This is a genomic window from Pseudobacteroides cellulosolvens ATCC 35603 = DSM 2933 (assembly GCF_001262605.1).
GTDB classification, from domain to species: Bacteria; Bacillota; Clostridia; order Acetivibrionales; family DSM-2933; genus Pseudobacteroides; species Pseudobacteroides cellulosolvens.
In genome coordinates this window covers 3,120,491-3,145,272 of sequence record NZ_LGTC01000001.1, presented here as the reverse complement: position 1 = coordinate 3,145,272, position 24,782 = coordinate 3,120,491, and the positions used below count along the sequence as shown (strand labels likewise).

At 36.2% G+C, this 24,782-nt stretch carries 21 protein-coding genes and 1 pseudogene; 18 read left to right on the top strand and 4 right to left on the bottom strand.

The features are described from left to right. Window positions 1–33: 33 nt before the first annotated feature. Both pdxR and Bccel_RS12860 read right to left on the bottom strand, forming a co-directional pair. The gene (gene pdxR, locus Bccel_RS12865) at window positions 34–1,536 is read right to left on the bottom strand and encodes a MocR-like pyridoxine biosynthesis transcription factor PdxR (RefSeq protein ID WP_036942834.1); all 1,503 of its coding nucleotides are present in this window, start codon (window positions 1,534–1,536) and stop codon (window positions 34–36) included. Window positions 1,537–1,545: 9 nt separating this feature from the next. After that, entirely contained in the window at window positions 1,546–2,592 is a 1,047-nt protein-coding gene (locus Bccel_RS12860; RefSeq protein WP_036942831.1) for a hypothetical protein, read from the bottom strand. Window positions 2,593–3,221: 629 nt separating this feature from the next. On the opposite strand from Bccel_RS12860, the pseudogene Bccel_RS32560 reads away from it, so the two are divergent. The 13 genes and pseudogenes from Bccel_RS32560 to Bccel_RS12795 form a co-directional block, all read left to right on the top strand. Continuing rightward, window positions 3,222–3,371: pseudogene (locus Bccel_RS32560) on the top strand (DapH/DapD/GlmU-related protein); the annotation flags it as partial. 65 nt (window positions 3,372–3,436) lie between these two features. Further along, window positions 3,437–4,993 (top strand): murein biosynthesis integral membrane protein MurJ, encoded by a 1,557-nt coding sequence (murJ, locus tag Bccel_RS12850; RefSeq protein WP_036942828.1) that lies wholly within the window; start codon window positions 3,437–3,439, stop codon window positions 4,991–4,993. A gap of 102 nt (window positions 4,994–5,095) precedes the next feature. Continuing rightward, window positions 5,096–5,659: an acyltransferase gene (locus Bccel_RS12845; protein WP_036942825.1), complete on the top strand. Its 564-nt coding sequence runs from the start codon at window positions 5,096–5,098 to the stop codon at window positions 5,657–5,659. Next, window positions 5,656–6,756 (top strand): glycosyltransferase, encoded by a 1,101-nt coding sequence (locus Bccel_RS12840; RefSeq protein ID WP_036942822.1) that lies wholly within the window; start codon window positions 5,656–5,658, stop codon window positions 6,754–6,756. Before Bccel_RS12845 ends, Bccel_RS12840 begins: the two co-directional genes overlap by 4 nt. A 44-nt stretch (window positions 6,757–6,800) precedes the next feature. Beyond that, on the top strand, window positions 6,801–7,310 hold the full coding sequence (locus Bccel_RS12835; RefSeq protein WP_036942819.1) for a DUF4330 domain-containing protein: 510 nt from the start codon (window positions 6,801–6,803) through the stop codon (window positions 7,308–7,310). Window positions 7,311–7,316: 6 nt separating this feature from the next. Continuing rightward, entirely contained in the window at window positions 7,317–8,864 is a 1,548-nt protein-coding gene (locus Bccel_RS12830; RefSeq protein WP_050753418.1) for an O-antigen ligase family protein, read from the top strand. Window positions 8,865–9,002: 138 nt separating this feature from the next. Next, window positions 9,003–10,562 carry a bifunctional ADP-dependent NAD(P)H-hydrate dehydratase/NAD(P)H-hydrate epimerase gene (locus Bccel_RS12825; RefSeq protein ID WP_036942817.1) on the top strand — a complete coding sequence of 520 codons (1,560 nt, stop codon included), beginning with the start codon at window positions 9,003–9,005 and terminating at the stop codon, window positions 10,560–10,562. A gap of 2 nt (window positions 10,563–10,564) precedes the next feature. After that, window positions 10,565–11,734 (top strand): alanine racemase, encoded by a 1,170-nt coding sequence (gene alr, locus Bccel_RS12820; protein WP_036942814.1) that lies wholly within the window; start codon window positions 10,565–10,567, stop codon window positions 11,732–11,734. 318 nt (window positions 11,735–12,052) lie between these two features. Further along, a complete protein-coding gene (locus tag Bccel_RS12815; protein ID WP_036942811.1) occupies window positions 12,053–12,331 on the top strand; it encodes a CopG family ribbon-helix-helix protein in 279 nt (92 codons plus the stop codon). Beyond that, window positions 12,331–12,681, top strand: a complete 351-nt coding sequence (locus Bccel_RS12810; protein WP_036942808.1) for a type II toxin-antitoxin system PemK/MazF family toxin — start codon at window positions 12,331–12,333, stop codon at window positions 12,679–12,681. Before Bccel_RS12815 ends, Bccel_RS12810 begins: the two co-directional genes overlap by 1 nt. Window positions 12,682–12,700: 19 nt before the next feature. Further along, window positions 12,701–13,288, top strand: coding sequence for a coiled-coil domain-containing protein (locus Bccel_RS12805; RefSeq protein WP_050753417.1), 588 nt, complete (start codon window positions 12,701–12,703; stop codon window positions 13,286–13,288). 34 nt (window positions 13,289–13,322) lie between these two features. Then, window positions 13,323–15,173 carry an FAD-dependent oxidoreductase gene (locus Bccel_RS12800; protein ID WP_036942804.1) on the top strand — a complete coding sequence of 617 codons (1,851 nt, stop codon included), beginning with the start codon at window positions 13,323–13,325 and terminating at the stop codon, window positions 15,171–15,173. A gap of 619 nt (window positions 15,174–15,792) precedes the next feature. Continuing rightward, complete coding sequence (locus tag Bccel_RS12795) at window positions 15,793–16,047, top strand: hypothetical protein (protein ID WP_036942802.1); 255 nt, start codon at window positions 15,793–15,795, stop codon at window positions 16,045–16,047. A gap of 130 nt (window positions 16,048–16,177) precedes the next feature. Here the strand turns inward: Bccel_RS12795 and Bccel_RS12790 are convergent, their stop codons facing one another. Both Bccel_RS12790 and csaB read right to left on the bottom strand, forming a co-directional pair. Then, complete coding sequence (locus tag Bccel_RS12790) at window positions 16,178–16,912, bottom strand: WecB/TagA/CpsF family glycosyltransferase (RefSeq protein ID WP_036942799.1); 735 nt, start codon at window positions 16,910–16,912, stop codon at window positions 16,178–16,180. A 51-nt stretch (window positions 16,913–16,963) separates the two neighbouring features. Then, window positions 16,964–19,183 (bottom strand): polysaccharide pyruvyl transferase CsaB, encoded by a 2,220-nt coding sequence (gene csaB / locus Bccel_RS12785; RefSeq protein ID WP_036942798.1) that lies wholly within the window; start codon window positions 19,181–19,183, stop codon window positions 16,964–16,966. Window positions 19,184–19,381: 198 nt separating this feature from the next. Between csaB and Bccel_RS12780 the strand changes: the two genes are divergently transcribed. The 5 genes from Bccel_RS12780 to Bccel_RS12760 all read left to right on the top strand — a co-directional run bounded on the left by Bccel_RS12780 (window position 19,382) and on the right by Bccel_RS12760 (window position 24,782). Next, entirely contained in the window at window positions 19,382–20,302 is a 921-nt protein-coding gene (locus Bccel_RS12780) for a YitT family protein (protein ID WP_036942795.1), read from the top strand. Between the two features lie 130 nt (window positions 20,303–20,432). After that, a complete protein-coding gene (locus Bccel_RS12775) occupies window positions 20,433–21,278 on the top strand; it encodes a transketolase (protein ID WP_036942792.1) in 846 nt (281 codons plus the stop codon). Between the two features lie 2 nt (window positions 21,279–21,280). Beyond that, window positions 21,281–22,228 (top strand): transketolase family protein, encoded by a 948-nt coding sequence (locus Bccel_RS12770; RefSeq protein ID WP_036942788.1) that lies wholly within the window; start codon window positions 21,281–21,283, stop codon window positions 22,226–22,228. A gap of 201 nt (window positions 22,229–22,429) precedes the next feature. Next, window positions 22,430–23,245 carry a VanW family protein gene (locus Bccel_RS12765; RefSeq protein WP_036942784.1) on the top strand — a complete coding sequence of 272 codons (816 nt, stop codon included), beginning with the start codon at window positions 22,430–22,432 and terminating at the stop codon, window positions 23,243–23,245. Between the two features lie 100 nt (window positions 23,246–23,345). Continuing rightward, window positions 23,346–24,782 carry a hypothetical protein gene (locus tag Bccel_RS12760; protein WP_036942781.1) on the top strand — a complete coding sequence of 479 codons (1,437 nt, stop codon included), beginning with the start codon at window positions 23,346–23,348 and terminating at the stop codon, window positions 24,780–24,782.

Sequence of the window (24,782 nt, the reverse complement as noted above, 5' to 3'; positions counted from 1 at the left end):
TTAATATAGCACAAACTTAGAGATCTTTTGTTGCTATAATATAGGCAAATTCCTGTAAGATTCGTTCTTTTGCTCCATAAGCTCTATGGTTTTACACAGTATGCCAACCCCATGCTCGATATGTTCAACATAAACTGATGCAAAGCTTAGCCTTATGTTATTCAATTTCTGTGAAGAATTGCCGCTGTAAAATATTTTACCAGGGGCAAAAACGATATCTTTTAATGCACATAGAGAAGCAAGCTTATTTACATGAAAGCCTGGAGGCAGGCTAAGCCAGAGGTTTAAGCCTCCTCCGGGTTTTTTGTAGGTTACATTTTGCGGCAAATTATTATCAAGGGCATTTATTGTCTTTATGTACCTTTCCTTATATACATCATACATAAACTGGGAGTGCTTGTCCCAGAAGCCTTTTCGGATGTATAAATCAAAAGCTCTTTGAATAAGTCCGGATGTGGAAATATCAGTAGCATGTTTTGCTTCAATTACGTTTCCAAGAATACCTGGCGGTACTATCATAAACCCAAGGCGTAATCCAGGCATGAATATTTTTGAATAGCTCTTGATAAAGATTACCCTGTTGTTTTTATCCATAGATTTTAGTGTGATGTATTTTTTTCCTTCAAAGTCCAGATCACTAACATAATCGTCTTCTATGACATATAGATCATATTTATCCGCCAGCTTAAGAAGCTGCTCCCGCTTGTGATTTGAGCATGAATAGCCTGTTGGGTTCTGGAAGGACGGTATTGTATAAAGAAGTCTGGGCTTGTATTTCTTAATGGTATACTCCAATACGCTAAGACTCATTCCATCCTCAAAAAGCTCTATATCAGCAATTTGCACTCCTCTGGACTTAAAAACAGCTATAGCTCCGGCATAAGTTGGGCTTTCGGTTATTATGTAATCGCCTTGTCTTAATAAGGCCTTTGATATTATATCAATACCTTGCTGAGCACCTGAAATTATTTGAATATCATCAGGATTGCATGTTATCATTGCTTCTCCAAGTACCCTGCAAATGGATTCCCTTAAAGGGTAATATCCCTGGCTATCCTGATAGCTAAAGGCATTACCCTTATCTCTTTCTAGAACTTCATTTAGAGCAACCTTGAAATCATCAACAGGAAAAAGATCCGGAGTTGGTGTAGCACTGGCAAAGTTAATACTGTTTTCGGTAAGGCTTACCTGTCCGTTGTTAATCAACGATGCGTATTCCTGCGTATAGACTTCATCCAATACCAGGTTGCTTTGCAAATGCATGCTTTTGTCAGTTACTATAAAGCTGCTGGATACAAAGGTACCGCTGCCGGGCTTTGTATAAACATAACCATCCTTTTCAAGCTCTCTTATAGCTGTGACAACTGTTACTCTGTTTATGCCGAGCTCTTTAGACAGCTGTCTTATGGATGGAAGCCTGACATCACACACAAGAGTTCCGTCTCCGATTAATGTTTTGAGCTTTTCATAAAGCTGAACATATAATGGTAATGTGCTATCCTTATCAAACTTTATCAATTCGATGATTTCAATCATGTTACCCGCCTATTTAATAAAAGAAATTATAACAGCTATAATACATACAAAAAATAAAATAATCATAAGCCTTTGCTGACTCTTGACCTTGCTTATGAGATTTGAATTATCAATAAACATTGATGAGAGCTTACGTTCGAGATCTTCTTTTTCCTGGGTAAGGGTTATAAATAAATTGCTGTTGTGTTCATTTGGAATGATTTCCGAATCGTTACTTTGATACTTGCTCTCCTTATAAGCATATAGGAGCATTCTGGCAGCTGTCAAGGGTCCGTCCTCAACCATATCTGCTACTTCATCAGCCAGGCTGTATCCCATTGCCGTTATTATCGGCGACTTCATCTCTGATATTGCTTCCAATACATTTAATTCATCGAAGAGCTTTCTTTCCAAAGATTCGATACCTGTTATCATAATTGCATCATAATAGTGGTTTTTGTCCATTGATTGTAGAAGCTCTACTATATCATCAGACTTATATGTATCGATATAATGCATGGATACTTCAAAAATTCCGGCACTTTTAAGGTAATTTGCTATTTCAGTTGATGCAGTGCTATTCTTTGAAGATATTACCATTAATTTAAAAAAGTCTATGTTGTCAAATACCAAGCTCTTTTTTGGTTTGTCCAAAAAACCTTTCTCGTTTAATAAGGACAGAATTGATTCCTTTTTACTTTCACTTACATCTGATTCAATAACCCTTGATGCTTTAAACTCAATAAAGTTAAACTGATTTTCAATATTATTATCATAAATGTTGAACATACCATATAGGTTGATTTTGTTTCCTGGCTCTACCCCGGAACGATCTCCTGCTTTTTTCGGTATGAATACATTCATGACGCTTCCTTCATCACTCTGTATTTTGAAGCTTGTACCATACTTATGCCTTTCAACATCGGAACATATGGTACCCTCCAAATAATAGTTTCTTCTAATAGCATCATTTCTAAAGAATGAGCCTTTCAGGTTCTGCATGAATAGACTGCGGAACTCCTCAATCGATATTTTTTCCGCCTCAGCAATACTATTAATTGGTTCTCTTACTGCCATCTACATACCCCCGTTTGAAATATTAATATTTTATAAACTAGAAATAAACATTTTATAAACTCTATAATCATTCTACCACATATGGAAATTAATTAGAACTCTTTTTGTTGCACTAAATTTAATATAGTATTATAAATTTATTAGTGGTATAATTAATTTTCGGAAAAAGGTAAGTGATGATTAGGCAAAAAGGGGTGTAGCAAATGAATGAACCAACAAATGGACAAGCTGATTATAAAATTGACAAAAAAGCATTTAACAGAACCATCCCCGAAATAATTACAGAGGTTATAAAGCTGGTAAGAGGGTTTTTTCTGAAAATTAGACTTACACAGTGCGGAGCTTTACTTAGGGCAAGCAGCGGTATAACCATAATCAGAAAGAATGCTGCCATAAAGATAGGAAAGAAGGTCCAGCTTTATAAAGGCGTCAAGCTAAGTGCATTTGGAAATGAGAATTTTTCAGAGATAATAATAGGAAATAATACATCAATAGGAGACAGGACAGAAATACATTCAGGAAGCAAGGTTGAAATCGGAAATGGGTGCAATATATCCTGGGATGTTTGTATAATGGACAGAGATTACCATAAATTCAACAGTCCTACCGAGGAAATAAAGCCCATTAAGATAGGAAATGATGTTTGGATTGGCTGTAATGTATTGATATTAAAGGGCGTAACAATAGGTGATGGTGCGGTTATAGCAGCAGGAAGTGTTGTTACAAAGGATGTTGCACCAAAGACGCTGGTAGGTGGAAATCCTGCCAGGGTAATTAAGGAAAATATTTACTGGATACCATAAGGAATGACTAAAATATAGAATTTACATCGAAAGGTTTCAAAATGAAAAGTGTAGCAAAATCTATCGGTATAGTTACTATAATAATGCTGTTCTCAAGAGTTTTGTCATTAATTAGCAGCAGCTTTTATGCAGCAAAGTTTGGAAGAACCATAGATATGGAAATATACTCCTATTCGCTGCAGGTTCCGCTCATAATATTTACCAGCTTGGGTACAGCTTTGGCAACGGTTGTAATACCCATATTTTCAGGGCATATTACAACTGGTGAAAAAGAAAGGGCATACAAGTTTGCAGACAAGATAATTACGTTAACAGTAGTACTTACACTGGCTTTTTCTGCATTATGTATATTGGCAACACCGCTTATAACCCATTTGACACCAAAGTTCAGATCTCAGAACTATGAATTGACATTGTTTGCATTAAGGGTAATGTTCCCTATAATGATATTTTATGGACTTAACTATGTCTTCCAGGGGATTTTACAGTCTTTTGGAAAGTTTAATATGCCTGCGTTAGTAAGTATACCAAGTAGCCTTATTGTTATAATTTATTCGTTATTATTAAGCCACCAATTTGGAGTAAAGGGACTTATAGTAGCTACATTTATTGGACTAACAACACAGGCACTTATCCTGATTCCACCCATTTTTAAAACTGAATACAGATATTCGCCATCCCTTATCATAAAGGATCGGGATTTAATGACAGCTGCAAAGCTGGTACCTCCGGTACTTATAGGTACATCGGCATATTCTGTGAATATGCTTTTCAATAATATATTTTGCAGCAGGTTTGAAGACAATACTGTTTTTATGATGAACTGGGTACAGAATTTAGTTCTATATGCGGTTCTTGCATTTGTATACTCGGTTACAGCCGTGATATTCCCAAGACTTTCCATGTACGCTGCCAAAAATGATATGGTAGAGTTTAAATCAAGCCTTGTAAAGATTTTAAGTTCCGTAACCTTTATACTTATCCCCGTTACTGCAGGCTTTTTAGCTGTCAGGTACCAACTTATTGAACTACTTATAAAATGGGGGAAAATAAACCAGGATGATGTCAATTTTGCAGCAGTGCTGATGGCACTTTATTGTATTGGTATTGTCGGGTTCGGGGTTAAGGAGGTTTTGGACAGGGCCTTTTACTCATTGAAGGATACTAAAAGGCCTGCTATAAACGGTGTGATAATGATGGTAATAAATATTTCACTGAGCCTCATTTTAGCACGTTTTATAGGTGTATTCGGAATACCTTTGGCGTATTCCATATCATCACTGTCCGGCTCACTGATACTTGTTTTCCTTGTAAGAAGAAAGATCGGAGATTTGAAATTAAAGAGTTTTGGTATAAATGTAATCAAGGTTATGGGTGCAAGTATTGTAATGTTCCTGCTGGTTGTAGGTTTAAGCACGCTCCTTGATAATGTTTCTTTCGGCTTGTTTTTGATAGATAGAAGTATAAAGCTGTTTATTCCGGTTTTATTGGGATCGGCAAGCTATTTTTTAATGACTTATTTTATGAAGGTTGAAGAGGCTAAGGATATGCTTGGGAGGGTAATGTTAAAGCTCCCTATAAAGAGAAAGTCCATATAAATAGAGAGTACCTATAAAGAAAAAGATATGTTGGCTTGTGAAAAATAAAAGTCATGTAAATCTGTTGTTACAGTAAATAAATGTTACATTAGGAGGTAGTGGATGAAAAAAATAAGCTATTATATTTGTCTAATACTTTACTATGCTATTGGAAGGCATTTGCCGGGATCCGACCTGCCATACGGCTTTGGTACAAAGAAAATCAGAAGGTTTTTGTGCAAAAGGATTTTTCTTAAGGCTGGGAAAAATATAAATGTAGAGCATGGGGCATTTTTCGGCTCAGGCAGGGATATTGAAGTTGGAGATCGTACAGGAATAGGATTAAACTGCAGGATTGCAGGACCATTAAAAATAGGCAGTGATGTAATGATGGGGCCTGATGTTATGATATTTACCCAGAACCATGAAAACAACCGTATTGATATACCCATGAACCTTCAAACAGCACCGAAAAAGCCAGTTGTAATAGAGGATGATGTTTGGATAGCAGCCAGGGTTATAATACTGCCGGGAATTACCGTACACAAAGGGGCTATTTTGGGTGCGGGTGCCGTGGTGACAAAAGATGTGCCCGAGTATGCAGTTGTTGGCGGTAACCCAGCAAGAATAATCAAATTTAGAAATGGCAATCAAATTCAAAATGAAAATACAGGTGATAAAAAATGATTAAGGTTTTATACTTGATAAACCATGCCGGAAAAGCTGGTACAGAAAGGTATGTCCAATCCCTTGTTGAGAGGCTTAATGGTAAAGAGGTAGAAGCCTATCTTGGTTATAATGAAGAAGGACTTTTGGTTGAAAAGCTTTCAGAGCTTGGGGTTACGTCCCATAGGATTTCCATGAAAAATCCTTTTGATTTAAGAGCAGCATACAATTTAAGCAAATTGTGCAGGAAGCTTAAAATTGACATCATTCATACCCAGTATCTAAGGGAAAATTATATAGCCATGTGGTCCCGGTTGTTTAATCCAAAGACCAAGGTTATGTACACAAACCACTTCATACTTGAGAACAATGCACTATTAAGGTTTTTTAACCGGGTGTTGACTCCACTTGAAGCAAATATTGCGGCTGTATGTAACAAAGGTAAGGAAATGATGATAAGTAACGGCGTTAACGGCAATAAAATAAAGGTTATATTTAACGGTGTAGACCCAAAAGAATGGGGAGGACCTGTAGAGTCTACAATGAGACAGGAACTTAAAATTGATGATGATACCTTTGTAATGCTCTGTGCATCAAGGTTTGCCTATGACAAAGGCCATGAATTCCTCATTAACTCCATTGCGGAACTTAAGAAAATGACCAATAAAAAGTTTGTTTTAGTCCTTGCAAATGATGGGCCTTTTTTTGAAGAAAGAAAAAAGCAGGCATTGAATTTAGGACTGGAAAAGGATATTATATTTACAGGATTTAGAAAAGATATTAAAAACCTTATTTATGGAAGCGATCTCTATATAAACTCATCAGCCCATGAGGCCTTGAGCTTTGCCATCCTGGAGGTTTTAGCCTGCGGCTTGCCTATTATTGCAACAGATATGGGAGGAAATGGAGACATAATAAACAGTGAGACAAACTGCGGGATTCTTGTAAGATATGATGATGCCGAGGGACTTGCCCAGGCTATAACAAGAATTATGAACGATGAAAAGCTGCAAAAGACTTTGAGGGAAAATGCATTAAAAACTATCAGGGAAAAATTTAATCTTGATAAGATGGTTATGGAAACATATAATTTATACAGGGAAAGCTTGAAAAAATAAGAAATCTAAATTAAAAGAAAAAGTTTTATGGAGGAAGTGTTAAAATGATATTGGATAGTAAGGGAAAGCTTTTTGGTAAAATTAGTATTGTGGATGTATTGATTGTTTTGGTTGTTTTAGGGGCAATAGCAGGTGTAGGTTACAAGCTTACCAAGTCAGATATAGGCATTGGTGTTGCGGTTGCTAAAAAGGATAATATCGAGATAAGTTTTTACGCCGATGAAGTCCCAGAGTATGCTGCGAAGGCAGTAAGCAAAGGGGATCTGGCAAAGGATTTTGAGAGAAATGTTGAATTTGGGAAGGTTACAAATGTAGAAATTGGCAATTCTGTCAGCTGGGCTGCCAATGAAAAGGGTGAGATTGTAACATCAAGCAAAAAGGGTTTTTCCTCTATTAAGGTAACTATTGAGGGCCCAGGAGTGTACAGGGATGGTAAATCTTCATCCGGCGTAAACTTTGGAAGTGCCGATTTTTATACAGGAAGGAATACCATCCTGCTTGTTGGAAATTCTACTTTCCAGTGCAGGATATATGACATTAAGAAAAAGGGGTAATGCTTCGTGATTAATATATTAAAAAGCAGCTTAATAATAGGCTTTATTATTACCCTTGTGAAAAAGCTCCAGATTGCATATAAGGAAAGCCTTATATCAAGAATAGCAGCTTATTTGTCTTCGAAATTCAAAGAATTGATTGATAATAGTAAAATTGTAAATTTTGTAAAGAGAAGGGATTACTATTCGAAAGTATTGGAGCACAGCTTTTTTGTAAGCTTATTGGATAAAGCCATTAATCTTGTTCCCAGATTTTTAAACACTTACTATACAAAGTATGGTGAGGTATTTGCTGAGAGCCTTATAATAAAGCTTGCAATCAATATACTTCGCAGAATGGAAATTGTTCTGGCATTAAGCATTGCATTTATAATTGTAGTACCTCATGATTATTGGAACAATATGTATTCAACAATTATTGTACTGGCACTTATAGCAATGTTTTTTCTTAAAGTTATATTTCACAGGTTTGAAAGCTTTAATGTTAAAGCTCTTGATTTTGCACTGATACTATTTATGCTCTGTGTTTTACTGGCAACAGGGAATTCATTTTTTCCAAAGGAAAGCATAAGATTCATGGTGTTTTTTGCTACATGCTTTTTACTTGTGATTGTGATTGTGAGCTCATTAAATACTGAAAGATCATTAAACAGCTTTATTGAAATATTACTAATAGGAGTCACATTTACAGGCCTCTATGGTATATATCAGGCCAAGATACGTGGTATACCTGTAGACCCGTCATATACGGATATTATTACAAACTCCGATGCTAAAGGACGTGTATTTTCTACTGTTGGAAATCCAAACAACTATGCAGAGATGCTACTAATGACAATACCTTTTTATTTTGCTGTGGTTTTAAATTCAAAGAGCTTTATTAAGAAGGCAGTATTTTCATTATTGGCTGTACCGCCGTTAATATCTCTTGTATGGACGGGTTCACGTTCTGCATGGCTTTGTTTTGCAGGGTCGCTTCTGATATTTGTATACTTTAAGAATAAAAAGCTTCTGCCTTTATTTATACTAGCGGGAATAGCGTTTATACCCTTTATGCCTCAAAGCATATACAGAAGGCTGATGTCCTTGACTCAAGCGGATACATCGGCCCAGTACAGGGTTAAGATTTATCAGACGGTTATACCAATGTTTGTAGAATATTGGAAGGCTGGAATAGGACTTGGAACAGACGTGTTTATAGGAATCTGCAGAAACTATTATCAATATACATCAAAAGTTCCGCCCCATGCACATAATCTGTTTTTACAGGTTTGGATTGAAGTGGGATTAATGGGAATAGTGTCTTTTGTATGGTTTATTGGAAGGCTTATTAAAAAGTGCATGTTAAATTTATCCAATAAGGCTGATGCAAACATAAACAACATTCTTATTGCAGGTATATGCTCAATAATAGGTGTTCTGGTTATGGGATTTGCCGAATATATATGGTACTATCCAAGGGTTATGTTGATCTTCTGGGTAGCTGTGGCAATAGTTTTGGCAGCATTAAGTATTTCAATGAGAAAAAGAGAAGGAATAAGCAATAAAGCCTAGAGTACTTTTTATATTTTGATAATAATAAGGTTTTGTAAGTAAAATATTACTTCCCATGATTATGATATAATTATTGGGAGGTAATATTTTACTTATTTAATATTTGGGAGATTATAGTGCAACAGGGAGGTTTTTTGTATGAAGGTTGCAACACCGGAGCAGATTGGCAGGATGGATACAGAAGCTATAACAAAGATTGGGATACCGGGAATTGTACTTATGGAAAATGCCGCACTTAAAGTGGTTGAAGAGATAGTAAAAAGTGTGGGCAATTTAAAGGAAAAAAAGGCAGTTGTTTTGGCAGGTAAGGGAAACAATGGAGGAGATGCTTTTGCTGTTGCAAGGCATTTGCATAATATTGGTGCTAAAGTTTTAGTGTTCATAACATCAAAAAAATCCGAAATAAAAAATGATGCGGAAATAAATTTGAAAATAATCGAAAGAATTAATATAGAGACTGTTGAGATCATCAGTGAAAATGAGGTTTTAAAATTTAAAGAGGAATTAGAGGCCTGTGATGTTATCATTGATGGTATTTTCGGTACAGGGTTTAAAGGCCAAATAAGCGGCATCATAGATGAAGTAGTAGAGTTTGTAAATAGCTCTTCAAAATATGTTGTCGCCATAGATATTCCCTCCGGGGTAAACGGTGAAACCGGAAAGGTTTTGGGAAGGTGTATCAAGGCCCATAAAACTATAACTTTCTCTTATCCGAAGATTGGCCTTTTGATTAACCCAGGCTGTGAATATACAGGTGAGCTTGTGATTGCTGATATTGGCATACCTAAAATAATCAGCGATGCAGTAAATATGGAAACAACTCTGATAGATGAAAGCCATGTATCTGGCATAATCCCAGAAAGATGCAGGGAAAGCAGCAAGGGCAATTATGGAAGGGTTTTAATTGTAAGCGGTTCAACGGGTATGACAGGCTCAGGCTGCCTTTGTGCAAAAGCTGCATTAAGATCGGGTTCAGGGCTTGTATATCTTGGGGTACCTTCATCATTGCGTGACATTTATGGTACTCAATTGGTGGAACCTATCGTTATTCCACTTGAAGATAAGGGCAAGGGTTACCTTTCGAAAGAAAGTATAAATGAGATAATAAAGGAAATGGAAAGAATGGATGCAGCGGCAATTGGGCCGGGTGTTTCAAGCAGGCAGGATATTTCAGATCTTATGGGTGAGCTTATAATAAGTGCAACGATACCGTTAGTACTTGATGCAGATGCACTAAATGCTGTTTCAAAAGATGTTGGCGTATTGAGAAAATCTAAAGTACCAGTCATAGTTACACCACACCCAGGTGAAATGTCAAGGCTTACAGGAATAAGTATTGCGGATATTCAAAAAGACAGGATAAAACATGCCAGGGATTTTTCAGGTAAGTACAATGTAATAACGGTATTAAAGGGAGCAAAAACAATAATTGCAACTCCTGATGGGAGAATTTATATTAATCCTACGGGAAATCCGGGGATGTCCACTGCCGGTACAGGTGATGTACTGACAGGTATTATTACAGGCTTTTTGGGACAGGGTTTTGCATCTGAGGATGCAGCAGCGGCTGGAGTTTTTCTACATGGTCTGGCAGGGGATATTGCAGCTGCAAAAAAAGGTGAATATGGACTTATAGCAGGGGATTTGATTGATGAACTTCCACATGCAATAAATAAGATTTTACAGAAGAAGGGATAATAATGGGGCAGAAATTTAACAGGGCTTGGGCTGAGGTTGATCTTGATGCTATTGCTCACAATTTAAGAGAAATAAGAAGAATAACTAATAAAAAATCGGAAATAATGGGAGTAGTAAAGGCAGATGCATACGGACACGGTGTTATGGAAGTGGTTAGAACCATATTGGAAAATGGTGCTACATGTCTGGCTGTGTCAATGCTTGATGAGGCTATACAGCTTAGAAAAAACAATATTGATGTACCGATATTAATTTTAAGCTATACAGATCCCATAAGAGTTGCCGATATAATAAAATATAATGTTACTCAGGCAGTCTTCAGCCATGACCTTGCAAGGGCATTGTCGGAAGAAGCTGTTAGGCAAAAGAAGAATGTAAAAATTCATATAAAAATAGACACGGGTATGACCAGGGTAGGCTTTATGCCAGGTTATAGTGCGGTTAAAAACGTATTGGAAATAAGTAAACTGCCAAGAATTATTATAGAGGGCTTGTTTACACATTTTGCCTCAGCGGATGAACTGGACAAAAGCTATACAAATATGCAGTTTGAAAGGTTTATGGGGATTTGCAGCGAGCTCAACAGAATTGGCGTGTATATTCCTGTCAAGCATGTTGCAAACAGTGCAGCCATAATTGAATTTCCAAACATGCACTTAAACCTTGTGAGACCTGGGATTATTCAATATGGTATGTATCCATCCAACGAGGTTGATGCAAAAAAAATTAATTTAAAATCTGCAATGACTTTAAAAGCAAATGTAATACTTGTGAAGGAAGTTGAGAATAATACATGTATAAGTTATGGCAGAACCTTTAAAACTTCCAGGGTAAGTAAGATTGCAACAATACCTATTGGATATGCAGATGGATATACCAGACTTATGAGTAACAAAGGAAAGGTTTTGATAAATGGAGAGTTTGCACCTGTGGTTGGAAGAATTTGCATGGATCAGTGTCTTGTAGATGTAACAGACCTTAAAAGCGAAGTAAAAGTTGGTGATGAAGTTGTTTTATTTGGCAAGCAGGGGAATAACGAGATCACTGTAGAAGAGATTGCTTCAATCATGGGGACTATTAACTATGAAGTTGTATGCATTATAGGTAAAAGAATACCAAGAGTTTATTTGAAGGGAGGTAATATACAAAAAGTGCTCAATTATCTTATTTAGGAATATAATAATATAAAAAATAAATAATAAAAGAAAAAACAGTTCGATTTTATGGGGGTATCTTCCTTAAAGCTTAATTGCCAATAATTACAGGTTTCTTAAGACAGGAGTAATATTATTTTAATTTGACCCATGAATATTAGGGAATATATAATGATATATATAATATGAATATTAAAGTTATTGAAATTCATATCCTTTCTATTTATGGCTTTTAACAGTACATACCGCTGCATGGCAGCATATAGCTTTACCAGCCGTAAGTCCAGTAAGTCATTTTAAGATAGGAAACCCGAAAATAAGAATGGGGGGTTATTTTTGTCTGATTTAAAAAAAATATTGGTGAGTCTTCCTGATAATCTTTTAAAAGAAGTTGATGAAATTATTGCTGTTGAGAAAATAAACAGAAGTGAATTCGTCAGGAAAGCAATGAAGCTTTATATAAGAGAGAAAAGAAGAATCGAAATGAGGGATAAAATGAAAAAAGGCTACCAGGAGATGGCTGAGATTAATGCTAAACTGGCAGAGATGTGTTTTGATGCGGACAATGAGCAGCAGCAAAAATATGAAGAAAGTCTCGGGGAGTTGGAAATATAGTGGTAATAAAGCGTGGAGATATTTTTTATGCCGATTTGAGTCCCGTAATCGGGTCTGAACAAGGAGGCGTAAGACCTGTTTTGATTGTCCAGAACGATATAGGCAATAAATATAGTCCTACTGTAATAGCGGCAGCCATAACATCCCAAATTAACAAGGCGAAGCTTCCTACCCATATAGAAATAGGTGCTATGGAATATGGCCTTGCCAAGGATTCGGTTATACTTTTAGAACAGATTAGGACCATTGATAAGATGCGGATTAGAGAAAAAATAGGTCGTTTGGATGAAGAGTTGATGGAGAGGGTAAATGATGCCATCAGCGTTAGTTTTGGTTTGACAGATATATGATTTACAGGGGGTACAAAGGATGAAGAGATCAAAAATATTTAAATATAAATATCCTATATTGTTGGTTGTTATAATGACAAGTTTTTTTACTGTACATATTGTAAGGGCAGTGACTGCTGTTTCGCCTGAACCGGGTTCGGATGGTGATCCTGTTGTCTCACAAAGTTATGTGGATCATAAGATCAGTGAAATAGGTGCGAAGCTGGAAACTGCAAATACAACAATAAGTGATTTGACAAAGAAACTTACTGAAGCCGGTGAGAAAATTAACAAGCTCACTGCAGCAAATGAGACTATAAACAAGCAGCTTAAGGAGATACAGCCTGATTCCTTCAAGTTTCAACCGTTAGAGCTTAAGGCAGGACAAAAGCTTTTGGCAGGGGCAAGTACCGAGATAGTGTTAAGATCTGGCAGTGCAAAGGCCATATCAGGCACATATGGAGGACTTTCAGACATAACGGCCGCACAGAGTGCAGATTTGACTACAGGTGCTCCAATCGCCCTCAACCATTTGCTGCTTGCTTCAAGGGATGATGGAAGAGGAATAACTGCGGTAAAAGGATGCTGGTTAATAGTTAAGGGAACTTATAAGATAGCCGACAAATAGTATATTGATGCCTGTTGTATTTGGAGGGAGAAATATGAAGGATAAGATTATAAGAATCGGCATATTTCTTGTTTGTATGCTGTCTATATATCAGTTTGCGATAAAACCTCTTATGAAAGAGAAGGATATTAACACATCAGACAGCGATATAGGTTGGGCAAAGGACTTTATTACAAGGGAAAAGGACAAGTATGATGTAATTATTTACGGAGAAGAGTCTGAGGGTTTGGCGGCTTCCTTAGCAGCGGCCAGATCAGGGGCTAAAACATTGCTTGTGGCTTCAGGCAGTGATCTAGGGGGACTGCCATGCAGTTCCCTTGATTTTAATTTTGAGCCTTCAAAGGGTACACATGGCGAAGCATTGGTCAGTAAGATATATAATGAAATAGTTACTGAGTTGGGGACTGAGATATCACCAAAAAAGTATAAGGAAGTAATGAAAAGGCTTCTTGAATCTGAGAAGGATCTTTCAATAGTGTTTGATGCAGCTTTGGTATCAATCGCCCTAAATAATAATACTCTATATGGAATTAACCTTAATGTAAACAAAAAAGAGACGAGCTATTTTGGAAAGAGGTTTATTGATGCATCAAAGAATGGTGATTTGCTTATAAAGTGCAATATTCCGTTCACAAAAGGTGCAGATGATGTAAATTTAAAAAATACATACAGGCCTATAGGCATAAATTTCGAAATCTCCAATGTAAAATGGACTGATATAGAAGCACTTACCAGCCATGACAGACTATCAACCCTTAAGGATGTCTTATCCATGTACCAGCCTTTAAATCCAAAGTTTAAGCTTGGTAAAGTAAAATTTCATAATGAAGGCCAGCACAAGGTTATAGTTCAAGGAATAGAAGCATTTGATGTTGATGTTTCAGATGAGAAGGCACTGAAGGATACTTATGTTCTGGCAGTAGCTGAGGCAAAAAACTTTGCAAATTTTTTAAAGGACAGACTCATTTCTTTCCAAAACTCAAAATATGAAAGAACTGCAGACAAGTTTATTATAAATGACTACAGGCATTTTAAAGGCGAGCATACATTAAGTATTAATGAAGCCATGGAAAATACCGATTTTATAGACAAGGTTGCAGTTGCTTCAAATCCTCTAGTGGCTTATTCGTCAGGGGAAATCAAAGAAAAGTATGTAGTGGGCAAACCGGCACTTTTTTCTATACCTCTAGGGTGCTTGATACCAATAGATATTGACAATTTATATATGGTGGGGGATAAGATATCATATTCTTCAATTGTTTCAAGCAGCACAGCAGGCTACAGTACCGGCATGCAAGCAGGGGAATCGGCAGGAGTCGCTGCTGTTTACTCAATTATGAAAAACCAAAGACCAAGGGATTTTATAAATAAAGGGTCAAAAGTCAGCACAGTTAGTGAGCTGAAGGAGTTGATGATAAAGCTGGGGATATATCTTCCCAATATAACAGCTAAGAATCCTAATGTGGAAAGCTGGGCTTATCCATCCATCAGACAACTGAATACGTTAGGAATCATATCTGCCGGAAATAATAATGACTATAAGCTTGATAAGGAGGCAACTCAAAAAGAGTTTGCAGTGCTGCTTCTTAATGGCGTTGCAAGGCTTTCACCGGAAAAATATTCACTTGAGTTTGATGGACGTTTGAGGCCTTACTTAACTGATAATGGACTAACTGTCGACAAGGCATCGGAAATACTTCTTGCTATGAATGGAGAAGCATCCAATACCCTTGAAGCATATATCAAAGCGTGCAAAAAAGGGTTTATAAATAGTTCTATGGCACTAAGAATAAGGGATAAGAAAATTTTAACCATGAATTATGTATATGAACTTAGTGCAGACAATATATCATTGTATACCGGTAAAAGCATTCCGGGAAAATAGTAAAATTATATTCACAAAAACGAAAACCTGTGGTAAAATATAAATTAATAAAGGTAAATTTTATTTTATTTTGTTTTTGTTAATATCATATTAAATTATTAATAAGTCCTACATTGTTTTATAAGTTATATTGAAGTAAGAATAAGTAGTAGTTGATTCCTTTCTTAATGCAGTATCTCAAGTAGTTTCGTGATTTCTTTATTTCAATTATTCCACAATTAAATTGAAGGTGTTATTATTCACTTTTAAATTAAAAATGTTTGAATAGTTTGCTGCAGTAATAACTAACTGTATTCATATCTATTCAATTCATATAAATTTTCTTGGAATTAGATATATTTATTTTGCATTTTTGATTCGTAGACATTAAAGCAGAATGTGTATAAATCAAATAAATGTGGAATAATTATTACTAACTCCATATTGGGGCCTGTATTAAGTCTATTCTCTAAGTCTGGAGGTGAATCATGAGAAGAAGCTTTATACAGAGAAATGATAGAATTACATAAGTATGTACTTAATTGATTGTAAATTTGATTATTATTTGGTGTGGATTGCTATCTAGATAAAGAGTGTTATTAAACACATAAAGAAGTAATGAGAATAGGGGAGTTATAATATGGGAAATGAAGAATTAAATTTGATGCTTGAAAAGCTTACTAAGCTTAGGGATCAGTTAGTTAAATTGAACGAAAAAACTGGTGCTCTTGACAGAGCTAGGGGCATGAGAGAAGAAATATTAAAAGTGGGTTGGAAGGGTATCATGGAAAAATACCACCCAGATGTAAATACCCAAGACCCAGCAGCAAATGAATTGTTTAAAATGTATAAATTTGTTTATGAGGACATGAAGAAAAAAATGATGGATATGTAAGAGCGTGGATATCCTTGTTAATATTTCTAAAGTCAAAAACAGTTGCTAAATAAAAAGTCAAAACTTTTAATTTAGCAACTGTTTTTTATGACCAAGGAATTATGGTGTATGCTTCACCTCAAATTTTCATTCATGCGTTAAATAGGCGTACCTTTGTTACTTTAATAATAAATCTGGGCAAATCCAGCATTCTCTTATATCGCCATGGTTCCTTACATAGTCTGTAAAACCATTCCAAGTGATGTTTCTGAAAGAATTCGGGTGCCCTTTTCGCATTGCCTGAAAGAATGTCAAAACTGCCTCCGACACCTATGCAGACCTTAACATTAAGAAGGTTCTTGTGCTCATGAATCCATATTTCCTGTCTTGGTGCACCGAGGGCTACAAGAAGAATATCTGCCTTGGATGTATTAATTTCTTCAATAATTTCTTTTTCATCGGAACTGTTAAAGTAACCGTTTCTTACACCCACTACTTCTATATTTTTGTAGTTTTCCAACAAATTCTTCTTTGCTTGTTCCGCTATACCTGGTTTGCCTCCGAATAGGAAGAACCTCATAGGGGTATTATCTGTTTCAGCAAACAGATTCTTTATAAGATCAAAGCCTGCAACTCTCTCAGGAAGTCCGAGGCCTAATATTTTTGATGCCATTACTACACCGGCACCATCTGCAACAAGCAAATCGGATTGGCAAAGTATATCTTTAAGATATGGGTTTCTTTGGGCTTCCATCATGATTTCTGCATTGGGTGTATATACAGCATGAAGTTTATCTTTGGATAAAAATGCTGTTACAGTGTTAACGGCCTCTCTCATATTAAGTTTATCAACGGGCACACCTAATATATCAACAGTATTTCTCATAAAAAATCTTACTCCTATATATAAATTCATTCTTCTATCATTGCTTATTGATTATAATAGATCTATTGCTATTTTGGCATTTTCTATTGCCTTTTGCTTAAGGGATTCTGAAACACCAATCAACTGTTTGCTGATTTTTGACTTGTCTTTAAGCACATTTTCAATTATTCCCTTAAGGTTTTCATAGTCAAGATCCTTAACATGTCCTGCAGAAGGCTGATTTATTGACTTCAGGAAGCCTTCCACCTTCGGTTCATATACCAAGCCCACTACCGGAATACCCTGGCAGGCAGCAAAAATAAGTGCATGAAGCCGCATTCCTACAAGGATATCCATCCTGCTTATTATTCCTATTGTTTCAGGAACCGAGTATTTATTTTTTATAATATAAGCATCACCGCTCATCTTAGAGACAATTCTTTCGCATATGGCAAGGTCTGAAGGGTAATGCATGGGTATAAAAACAGGCTTTAAGCCGTGTGTTTTTGATATATAATCTGCGGTATCTGCTACAACACGCTCATATTTCCCCAAACCATGCCATTTTCTGATGGAAAAGCCTATATATGGGCCTGTTGATTCAATACCTTCATTAGAAAGAATTTTATCTATATGCTCTGTGGTAGAAGGTTGTATAGTGGTAGCAGGATCAGCAGTTATTATAACTTTTGGTGAGGTAATAAGTAAATTGTCAATTTCCTGCTTTGAAGGGGAATTTTCTCTTAATGTTATTACATCTGTTTTATTTAATACATATCTGGTGATTCTTCTGTTTATTTTCCTGTTTATTGGGCCAATGCCGTTTGCATACAGCATAACCTTCATATGTCTTTTCTTTGCCATCCAGATCATAAAAAGGTAATACATAAGGGATCTTGTACTGGTGTTATCCTGAATAAGATTACCCCCGCCGTTTATAAATAATTTCCCTGGTTTCATTGACCTAAGTATTCTTAAGAGATTGAACCGAAACATTGAGTCGACATTATACAGGCCTGTTGTCTCATGCGGCTCTCTGGACAATACCATAATTTTAGCGTCTTCTTTTTGTTGAAGCAAATTTTGTGTAATGGCCATAAGCATGGCGTCATCCCCTATGTTTTTAAAACCATAGTACCCTGAAATTATTACGTCAGGATGGGAATGACTTGATTCCCCCTTGGCTTTAAGCACAGATTCATAGATATCCAACTGAGTCTTACACATATTTTTAAGTGAAAATTTTTCACTTGCTTTTAAATAAATCCTGTTCCCCATTTCTTCCCTTAGGTTTTTATCATTGACAAGCTTTAGCAAATACTCCGATAGCTTTATGTGATCTCCAGGATTAAAAAGAAATCCGTTTACACCATGATCAATAAGATCCGGCAGACCCCCAACATTGCTGCTTACGGTGGCTCTCTTTATTCTGGTTCCTTCAAGGATTGAGTATGGGAAGCTTTCGCTTATGGATGTCAAAACATTTATATCAATGCTGTTCATAAACTCGTATGAGTTATTGACAAAGCCTAAAAAAAGTACATTGTCAGATAATCCCAGCGAGTTTACTTTTGATTCAAGAGATTTTCGTTCTTCTCCTTCACCGCCAATTAGAAATTTAACATTAGGATTCTTTTTTACAACCTCCTTGGCGGCATTTATGAATACATTAAGCCCTTTTACAGGAGTTAATCTCACCAAAATACCTATAAGAATATCACTTTCATTAATGGTGATATTGTATTTCCTTGCAAATTCGTTTTTATTATAAGTACCTATATTATCATCAAAATCTATTCCATTATAAACAGTAAATATCTTGTTGGCTAAAAATTTCCTGCTTACCAGCATGTCCTTGAAATTCCTGGAGACAGCCACATAGTAGTCTATAAACCTTAGTGCAATTGTGTTTATAATACCGAATGTAACCCTTTTTACGAAGCTCTGAAGGTAATCAAGCCTATAATCACTATGAACTGTAGTAACTGTAGGAACATTTGTATAGCGACTTACAATCACCGCTATCATGTTTGCTTTTGCCCCATGGGAGTGGGTCATTATAAAATTTTCATTCCGTACAATTGAGATAACTCTCCTTATATCCTTTAATATATTGCCGGATTGAATAACTTCTACATCTATACCCATAGCTTTGGCGTCTTCAGCAAATACACCTTTTCTAAAGCTTATCAGCTTTACATCTATGTGTTTGCTCAATTCTTTTACAAGCGAGAGAACATGGGTTTTTGCTCCACCAACATCCCCGCCGCCTATTAAATGAAGAACTTTCATATTTTATCTCTCCGTTCATTGAGTTAAAACCCGTGTATATTATAGCATACCATATTAAAATAGCAACAACTCTTTGCAGGTAAAAAGTATTATTAGTGTATCATTTTTTGGCATCTGGAAAATAATAAGATTGAATCAGGAATATAAATATATATAGATGTGTATAAAAATGTATATATGAAACATGGGTGCTGAATTATGAAAAAACTATTATCAAATATGAAAAACAATGATTTTTGGAGAAACAGCTTTTTGGTTGTTGTGGGTTCGTTTATTACGGCAGCTTCAATAAACGTGTTTATGGTACCCTATAAGATTGCTCCCGGAGGAGTTAGTGGTATAGCCACAGTCATATATTATTTAAGCTATCAGAAGCTTCCGGTAGGAGCTATTATGCTGATTTTAAATATCCCGTTATTTATTTTGGGGATTAAATTTATAGGCAGAAAGTTCATTTTAAGAACACTTTTCAGCACAATACTCCTCTCTGTTTTCATTGATTTCCTGGAGCCTTATACAAAGTATTTTGTGGAGAATTACTTGGTTAAACTTGAGCCTACTCCATCGGTTCCAGACCTGTTTTTGTACAGCATATTCGGTGGCTTTTTGATGGGGCTTGGCTTGGGGATGGTTTTCAAGGCTGGTGCTACTACAGGGGGAAGCGACCTTGCGGCAAGAATAGCAAACCATTTTATATCCAACCTCACTATGGGGCAGCTTATATTGATTATCGATACAGCTATAATCATATGTGCTACCATTGCATTTAATAGTTTTCACCTGGGAATGTATGCTATAATAACACTTTATATATCCTCCAAAGTAATTGATGCGGTCCTGGAAGGAGTTAATTTTGCAAAATCTGTTCTAATTATATCCGATAAATCTGATGAAATTGCTTTAAGTATAATGGATATCATGGATAGAGGGGTAACGGCACTAAAGGGTGTAGGGATGTATACCGGAAAGGAAAAGAATGTACTGTTGTGTATTCTACATAGAGGTCAGCTTCAACAGCTAAAGGAAATGGTCATGGAAATAGACGGTAATTCATTTATAATTCTTACTGACATCAGAGAGGTTTTAGGTGAAGGATTTAAGACCTATGAAGGCAAATAATTGGAGGTAATATTTTAATCATTAGCCATTATTACTCTGGACTAATTACTTTTGCTATAGTATACTTTTTAATGATGATTTATTTATAAGCTTATTTCTGATTTTTATTCTAATATAAGGAGTTGTAGTGATGGATAGCAAGAAGATTAAAGAATTAAAACGTTACGCTACAATAATCCGCAAGGATATTATTGAGCAGGTTTACAGTGCATCCTCAGGACATCCTGGAGGATCTATGTCTTGTGCTGATATTATGTCAGTACTTTATTTTAACGAAATGAGGGTTGATCCCAAGAATCCTCAATGGGAGGACAGGGACCGTTTTGTTTTGTCAAAGGGCCATTGTTCGCCGGCATTGTATGGTGCTCTGGCACAAAAAGGATTTTTTCCGAGAGAAGATTTACATACCTTTAGAAAAGTAGATAGCTATCTTGAGGGACATCCAAGTATGAAGTCTGTGCCTGGAGTTGATATGTCAACCGGTTCATTAGGGCAGGGAATATCAGCTGCAGTTGGAATGGCTTTAGCAGGCAAGCTTGATGGAAAAGATTATAGAGTTTATTCGATTTTAGGAGACGGTGAGATTCAGGAAGGCCAAGTATGGGAAGCACTTATGTGTGCAGCACATTACAAGCTGGATAACCTTACTGTTTTCCTTGATCACAATGGTCTCCAAATAGATGGTAAAATTACCGATGTTCTTTCACCTGAACCAGTTAAGGATAAGTTCGAAGCTTTTGGCTTCAAAGTGATTGCAATAGACGGCCATGATTATGAGCAGATTATCCATGCAATTGATGAAGCTAAAAAGACAAAAGGCCAACCGGTTATGGTGGTTGCTGAAACAGTAAAAGGTAAAGGCGTATCCTTTATGGAAAATAAAGCAGGATGGCATGGCACAGCTCCAAATAAAGAGCAAAGAGATGCGGCAATAGCAGAGCTGGATGAGTTTTTGGCTAAATTGGAGGTGGAATAACCATGGAGAATAAGAAGATAGCTACAAGAGAAGCGTATGGAAGTGCGTTGTTAGAATTTGGCGGTGATTCCAAAATAGTAGTTTTGGATGCGGATTTATCAAAATCAACTAAAACTGATTTGTTTAAAAATAAATATCCTGAAAGATTTATAAATATGGGTATTGCAGAAGGCAATATGATGGCTACAGCAGCAGGTATATCTACCTGCAATAAAACTGTTTTTGCCAGCACTTTTGCAATGTTTGCTTCAGGCAGGGCATTTGAGCAGGTTAGAAACTCAATATGCTACCCTGCACTGAATGTTAAAATAGGTGCTACACATGCGGGTATTACAGTAGGTGAAGACGGTGCGTCCCACCAAACCATAGAGGATATTGCTCTTATGAGGGCTCTACCCAATATGACTGTTATAAGTCCTGCAGATGCTGTAGAGACAAGAGCTGCAGTAAAGGCTGCAATAGAAACCAAAGGACCGTTTTATCTGAGATTGGGAAGGCTTGCTTGTCCTGTAATTTTCGACGAGAACGATTATAAGTTTGAATTGGGCAAGGGTATTGAAATAGCCAGTGGAAATGATTTAACCATAATAAGCACAGGTTATATGGTTCATCTTTCATTGGAAGCAAGCAAACTTTTGGAAAACGAAGGAATCAAGGCTAGAGTTATAAACATCCATACCATAAAACCAATTGACAGAGATATAATAGTAAAGGCAGCAAAGGAAACTGGAGCTATACTTACTGTTGAAGAGCACAGCATTATCGGCGGTCTTGGCAGTGCTGTTGCTGAGGTTGTGGTAGAAAACTGTCCTGTAGCTATGAAGAGGATAGGAGTTAACGACAAGTTCGGTAAATCCGGTAAACCTGATGCATTGCTTGAGAAATACGGTCTTACTAAAGAGGCTATAGTTTCAGGTGCAAAAGAACTGCTTGGTTCTAAAAAGAAATAATCTTAGTACATTAATATTAAAAAGCATTTATCTTTAGAAAATTTTACTGCAAAATTACAACATGCAGTAAAATTTTTTTATGTCTAGGAAACAATTGTTAATCATTTCTTAACTAATATGTAACTTATTGCTCCCCCAAATCTATTATAATAGAAAAGAGACTATTAACGCCTTTAATATAGATACTTGGAGATGGTAAATATGAGATCTATATATGAGGAGCCTAAAAAAAGGCTGAAACTTAGGATTTATCTAGGTAAGAGGTATTATATATTTCTTAGATCCTGCCAATGGTATTTAGGGGGAAACAAGTTTGCAAATTCCTTTTCATATAGCAGCTTGGCATATAGGGCCTTTGGGCATAAAACACTTTTGATAAGAAAGCTTTCCGGTGTGGATATAAGCTTGCAATATAATAAGGTTATTAATCTTAGAATAGCTTCAAAAAGAATAGATGGATTAATTATAAAAAGAGGCCAGATATTTTCTTTTTGGAAACTTATAGGGAAGCCGTCTGCTAGAAAAGGCTATTTGAAAGGCCTTATACTAAATCCTGATGGAAGTTTTGGAGAAGGTACTGGAGGAGGCCTATGCCAGTTATCCAACATAATATATTGGATAACCTTACATACGCCACTTACTGTAATTCAGAGATACAGACACAGCCATGATATTTTTCCTGATACAGGTAGAACACAGCCATTTGGCAGTGGTGCAACCTGCGTGTACAATTATATCGATCTTCAGATTCTTAATGAAACAGATGCCGACTATCAACTGAAATTAAATATTGACGATGAGTTCCTCCACGCAGAGTGGAGGACTGAAAAGCCGCAAAACATTTCTTATGAAGTATACGAGAAGGATCATAGTATAAAAAGTACATATTGGGGCGGATATATAAGGCACAATACCATTTATAGAAGGATTTATAATGAAAGCGGAATTTTGATGGATGATGAGTTTATTACAGAAAACAATGCGATAATGATGTATTCACCGTTGCTTTCTGATTAAACCCGGGATTTTTGACGTAGTCGGGAAGAATAGTGCTTTACAACAAAAGTTTAATAGATTTAATACTTTTAATATGGTTTGCTTAAATGGAGGAATTATTATGCTGATACAATGGAGAAGCAGTTTGCCAAAATTCATTTTGACAGTTACACTATCCCTCTCTTTACTGGCATCATGCGGTAAGATAGAGGAAGAGCCATATAATAAACCAGTAGTTGAGACAAATTCCTTGCAGAAGGACAGCTCAACAGCAAGGGTTGATCCTTCAAAGAAGCTGCTTTTTAAGACATTTGAAGAATTGGCAGCAGCTAATGATGAACATACGTTGGAGATACGGAAAAAAGGCTATGACAAAGCTTATAAGGCATCAGACATATTAATATATACTATTTTGGACATGCTGCAAAAATCTGAGAAGCTTGATACTGTAGCTATTGATAACCCTGGCTTTGATTACAATAAATATGACTATAGTTTGGAGTTTGCGGGGGCAAACCAGATTTTGCTGTCTGTTGAAGATAATACTTTTTATATGAAAGAAGATGGGAACATCTATAAGCTTTGGGGTGACAGCAGTGCTTTTTGGAAAAGCTTATCTATTGATGAGGCAGAATATGCAATTGATTTGCCGGATGAAATTCAGGACAGCATGAAAAAGGCCTACAGGCATGATGCTGATGGTGACGGAACAGCAGATGATGTGGTGCTTTCATTTTATAAAGCACGGACAAAAGATTCAAATGGACAGCTTAAGCTAAAAGTCGGTTTAAGTGAAGTGAATGTTGAGGATGAGATTGGGTGGGTAAGTGAGCCTTACCATATAATGTATGACACACCAACTGTTGAATTTATACCCTCAAATAAGGGTTCCATAATTGCCATATCATACTCTTGGATGACAAATGGTGTTGGAATGACCGGAGAAATAAAAGCCTATGAATATAGAGATAAAAAGCTTAGGGAGCTTAAGGTGGATTTACCTGATATGGACTTCAGATACGAAAAAGGCGGAAAAGTAAAAATCGGCTTTCCACAGATTAACAAAGAGCTAACAGCTGTGAGTTCGAAAGAGGATGTAGAGTCTGTTGAGAAGGATAGTAAACTTCAAATAGAAAAAGTTCTGAAAGATAAAGAAGGATTTTACCCTCATATATACAGATATATTTGCAAGGACTTTAACGGGGATGGGAAAGCGGAGCTATGCTCTCAAAGCCTCATAAGGTTTCAGACCCCGTCAACTATGAGTCTGGGTTATCTATATACTATTTACAAATATGATAATGGAGGGATAATTCCTGAAAGTGTAAAACTTCTGCCGCCATATGACGAAAAAGATAAAATGAGAATGATAAAAAATGATGTAGTTGAAAATTTGTTTAGTTTAGGCTTTCTGGATTTTGCTAAAATAGAGGATAAGGAACTGTGGAGCAATATGGAAAGCCAATATGGAAAATCGGATTTCGAAAAGGCCATAACCGAGCTATTTGAAGAAGGATATATAAAGAAAAATAATGATAAAATATTTTTAAATTTGTAG

Excerpts from the sequence above, each read along its gene's own strand:
- murJ (WP_036942828.1), top strand. The coding sequence starts at position 3,437 with ATGAAAAGTGTAGCAAAATCTATCGGTATAGTTACTATAATAATGCTG.
- alr (WP_036942814.1), top strand. The coding sequence starts at position 10,565 with ATGGGGCAGAAATTTAACAGGGCTTGGGCTGAGGTTGATCTTGATGCT.
- Bccel_RS12765 (WP_036942784.1), top strand. The coding sequence starts at position 22,430 with ATGAGATCTATATATGAGGAGCCTAAAAAAAGGCTGAAACTTAGGATT.
- Bccel_RS12835 (WP_036942819.1), top strand. The coding sequence starts at position 6,801 with ATGATATTGGATAGTAAGGGAAAGCTTTTTGGTAAAATTAGTATTGTG.
- Bccel_RS12845 (WP_036942825.1), top strand. The coding sequence starts at position 5,096 with ATGAAAAAAATAAGCTATTATATTTGTCTAATACTTTACTATGCTATT.
- Bccel_RS12790 (WP_036942799.1), bottom strand. The coding sequence starts at position 16,912 with ATGAGAAATACTGTTGATATATTAGGTGTGCCCGTTGATAAACTTAAT.
- Bccel_RS12770 (WP_036942788.1), top strand. The coding sequence starts at position 21,281 with ATGGAGAATAAGAAGATAGCTACAAGAGAAGCGTATGGAAGTGCGTTG.
- Bccel_RS12775 (WP_036942792.1), top strand. The coding sequence starts at position 20,433 with ATGGATAGCAAGAAGATTAAAGAATTAAAACGTTACGCTACAATAATC.
- Bccel_RS12780 (WP_036942795.1), top strand. The coding sequence starts at position 19,382 with ATGAAAAAACTATTATCAAATATGAAAAACAATGATTTTTGGAGAAAC.
- pdxR (WP_036942834.1), bottom strand. The coding sequence starts at position 1,536 with ATGATTGAAATCATCGAATTGATAAAGTTTGATAAGGATAGCACATTA.
- Bccel_RS12800 (WP_036942804.1), top strand. The coding sequence starts at position 13,323 with ATGAAGGATAAGATTATAAGAATCGGCATATTTCTTGTTTGTATGCTG.
- Bccel_RS12805 (WP_050753417.1), top strand. The coding sequence starts at position 12,701 with ATGAAGAGATCAAAAATATTTAAATATAAATATCCTATATTGTTGGTT.
- csaB (WP_036942798.1), bottom strand. The coding sequence starts at position 19,183 with ATGAAAGTTCTTCATTTAATAGGCGGCGGGGATGTTGGTGGAGCAAAA.
- Bccel_RS12860 (WP_036942831.1), bottom strand. The coding sequence starts at position 2,592 with ATGGCAGTAAGAGAACCAATTAATAGTATTGCTGAGGCGGAAAAAATA.
- Bccel_RS12795 (WP_036942802.1), top strand. The coding sequence starts at position 15,793 with ATGGGAAATGAAGAATTAAATTTGATGCTTGAAAAGCTTACTAAGCTT.
- Bccel_RS12760 (WP_036942781.1), top strand. The coding sequence starts at position 23,346 with ATGCTGATACAATGGAGAAGCAGTTTGCCAAAATTCATTTTGACAGTT.
- Bccel_RS12825 (WP_036942817.1), top strand. The coding sequence starts at position 9,003 with ATGAAGGTTGCAACACCGGAGCAGATTGGCAGGATGGATACAGAAGCT.
- Bccel_RS12840 (WP_036942822.1), top strand. The coding sequence starts at position 5,656 with ATGATTAAGGTTTTATACTTGATAAACCATGCCGGAAAAGCTGGTACA.